The organism is Sphingomonas sp. Ant20 (genome assembly GCF_000783375.1).
Lineage (GTDB): Bacteria > Pseudomonadota > Alphaproteobacteria > Sphingomonadales > Sphingomonadaceae > Sphingomonas > Sphingomonas aerolata.
The window spans coordinates 1-2,202 of the sequence record NZ_JRVI01000145.1; the positions used below are offsets into that span (position 1 = coordinate 1).

The following is a 2,202-nucleotide window of genomic DNA, read 5'->3' on the forward strand; positions in this document are numbered from 1 at the left end:
TCCCCTCCCCTGAAGGGGAGGGGCTTTTGGGTTACGTGAGGGGGGTTTCCGTGGGTTCGGCGCGGAAGCCTAGGGTGGCCTTGCCTTGGATCGGGCCGGCGATGTCGGCGACGATGTAGAGGGGGCGGCGTTTGGATTCGACATACAGCCGGCCGAGATATTCGCCGATCATGCCGAGTACGAACATCTGCACCGCGCCGAGGAACACCGTCACCAGCATCGTCGAGGTCCAGCCCTGCACCGCGCTGCCCGAGAGCCAGCCGATCGCGATGTAGACGAACAGCAGCAGCGAGACGCCGGTGAGTGCGAGGCCGGCATGGCTGGCGAAGCGCAACGGGGCGGTCGAGAAGCCGGTGACCGCGTCGAAGGCGAGCCGCATCATCTTGGTGAGCGGATAGTTGGTCTCGCCCGCATGCCGCTCGGCGCGGTCATAGGCGAAGGGGACCTGGCGGAAGCCGATCCAGGCGACCATGCCGCGGATGAAGCGTGCCTGTTCGGGCAGCGACAGGAACGCGTCCAATGCGCGCCGGCTCATCAGCCGGAAATCGCCGGTGTCGACCGGGATCGGCGTGTCGGTCATCTTGGTCAGCAGCCGGTAGAAGGCGGCGGCGGTGGCCTTCTTGAACACCGTCTCGCCCGCGCGCTGGCGGCGGACGGCGTAGACGACGTCGGCCTGCTGCTCGGCCATCGCGGCGCGCATCTGGGGGAGGAGCTCGGGGGGATCCTGGAGATCGGCGTCGATGATCAGGATCTGCTCGCCCGCGCACAGATCGAGCCCGGCGGTGAGCGCGAGCTGATGCCCGTGGTTGCGCGACAGGTTGATCGCGACGAGCCGGGGATCGGCGGCGGCGAGACGCTGCATCACCGACCAGCTTTCGTCGCGCGAGCCGTCGTTGATCAGGACGATCTCGTAATCCTCGCCGACCGCGCTCTGCGCCGCGCCCGATATGCGCGCGTGGAGGAGGTCGAGGCAGGCGGCCTCGTTGTAGCAGGGGACGACGACGGAGAGCGCGGGACGGTGCATCCCCGCTCTCTAGCCGCCCCCGCGCGCGGCGTCATCGTTTGTTCTTGGGGAAGGATTATGCGTCAGGCCTTGGCCAGCGCGGTGGCGCGGGCTTCGACGAGGCGTTCGAGGATCGTGAGGGGGACGGCGCCGTCGCGCAGCACCTCGTGGAACTGCTTCACGTCGAACCTGTCGCCCAAAATCCTCTTCGCGGTGTCGCGGGCGCGGAGCCAGCTGATGTGGCCGAGCTTGTAGCTGCAGGCCTGGCCGGGCATCGTGCAGTAACGCTCGATCTCGCGCTGCGAGCGGGGGCGGGCGAAGCCGACGGTGTCGACGAAATAGTCGGTCGCCTGTTCGCGCGTCCAGCGCTTGGCGTGGAGGCCGGTGTCGGCGACGAGGCGCGCGGCGCGGAAGAGGAAGGACTGGAGATAGCCGGCGCGTTCGATCGGGCCGGCATAGCCCCCGAGCTCGTCGGCGAGCTGTTCGGCGTAGAGCGCCCAGCCCTCGACATAGGCGCCGAAGAACGAGAATTTGCGCAGCAGCGGCGTGTCGAGCCCGGCGACGAGGCTGAGCTGGAGATGATGCCCCGGCACGCCCTCGTGATAGGTGAGCGAGGGCAAAGTGTATTTGGGCCAGTCGGCGACGCTTTTCAGGTTGATGAAGTAGATGGCGGGGCGCGAGCCGTCGAGCGCGGCGAGCCGGTAATAGCCGTTCGAGGCGCCGTCCTGGATATCGGTCGGGACCGCGCGGATCTGGAGCAGGGCAGACGGCGGGTTTATGAACGCCTGGGGGAGCTTGGCCTGCATCGCGGCGAGCCCGGTGTTGAGCCCGGCGATGAGGTCGGTGCGGCCGGCGGGCGTGTCGGGATAGAGCTGTGCCGGGGTGGCGTTGAAGGCGGCGAGGCGTGCGCCGATGCTGCCCTTGGTCAGGCCTTGCGCCTTGAGGATGGTGTCGAGTTCGGCGCCGATCTGCGCGACCTGGTCGAGGCCGAGCTTGTGGACCTCGTCGGGGGTGAAGTTGGTGGTGGTCGCCTGGGCGAGCGCGGCGGCGTAGATCGCGTCGCCGCCGGGGACCGCCCAGAGACCGGCCTCGGCGCGGGCCGCGGTGCGGAGCTGCTTGACCAGCGCGATCTGGCGGTCGAGCGCGGGATAGACCTTGTCCGTCACGAGCGCGGTGGCGCGGCGGTCCCAGTCGCCGGT

2 protein-coding genes are annotated in these 2,202 nt (G+C 68.8%); both read right to left on the reverse strand.

Features of this window, described 5'->3' with window-relative positions; all coding sequences use genetic code 11:
- Positions 1-31: 31 nt before the first annotated feature.
- Positions 32-1,024 carry a glycosyltransferase family 2 protein gene (locus tag NI18_RS15480; protein ID WP_037531197.1) on the reverse strand — a complete coding sequence of 331 codons (993 nt, stop codon included), beginning with the start codon at positions 1,022-1,024 and terminating at the stop codon, positions 32-34.
- Positions 1,025-1,086: 62 nt separating this feature from the next.
- Positions 1,087-2,202, reverse strand: a 1,116-nt coding sequence (locus tag NI18_RS15485) for a DUF885 family protein (RefSeq protein ID WP_037531198.1), incomplete at its 5' end; no start/stop codon positions are given.

Coding starts and splice junctions, on each gene's coding strand:
- NI18_RS15480 (WP_037531197.1), bottom strand. CDS start 1,024: ATGCACCGTCCCGCGCTCTCCGTCGTCGTCCCCTGCTACAACGAGGCC.